Raw genomic sequence first — 603 nt, 5'->3', positions numbered from 1 at the left:
GCCTCAGGTAATGCTGTCACTTTTGTTTGTGCTTCTGTTTTCGCAGCAAGTGCATCATCACGTGCTTGAGTCAATGCAGTAAGTTCTGTTGGAGTGATGAGGCCATTGGCATTTGCGTCGATCAGCGCTTGTTCTGCCGCAGCGTATGCTGCTTCAGCCGCCTCTACGGCCTCTGTCGCTTCTTCAAGTGCTGCAACTGCATCATCCACACCATCTTCGTTTTCATCATTTACTGCTGGTAAGGTGATGTCGACTAGATCATCTAAGCGTGCATCCAGTGCGTCTTTGTCTGCTCCTTCTGGAAGTGCATCAACTTTCGCTTGTGCATCTTCTTTAGCAGCAAGCGCATCATCACGTGCTTGAGTCAGCTCAGTAAGTTCTGTTGGCGTGATTAAACCATCTGATTCGGCATCTGCTAGTGCTTGCTCTGCCTCAGCATATGCTGCTTCAGCCGCCTCTACGGCCTCTGTCGCTTCTTCAAGTGCTGCAACTGCATCATCCACACCATCTTCGTTTTCATCATTTACTGCTGGTAAGGTGATATCAACCAGATCATTTAAACGACCTTGTAGCGCATCTTTTGCTGCTTGTACTGCCTCAGGT

The 603-nt window shown here is 48.8% G+C and carries 1 protein-coding gene; it reads right to left on the bottom strand.

All coding sequences use genetic code 11. The annotated features are described in order from the left end of the window. Nucleotides 1-603: GA-like domain-containing protein (locus AC1M9N_RS14455; RefSeq protein WP_481954969.1), on the bottom strand; the 603-nt coding region annotated here is incomplete at both ends.

The organism is Acinetobacter sp. ANC_7655, from assembly GCF_056784015.1.
This window is presented reverse-complemented; position numbering and strand designations above follow the sequence as displayed.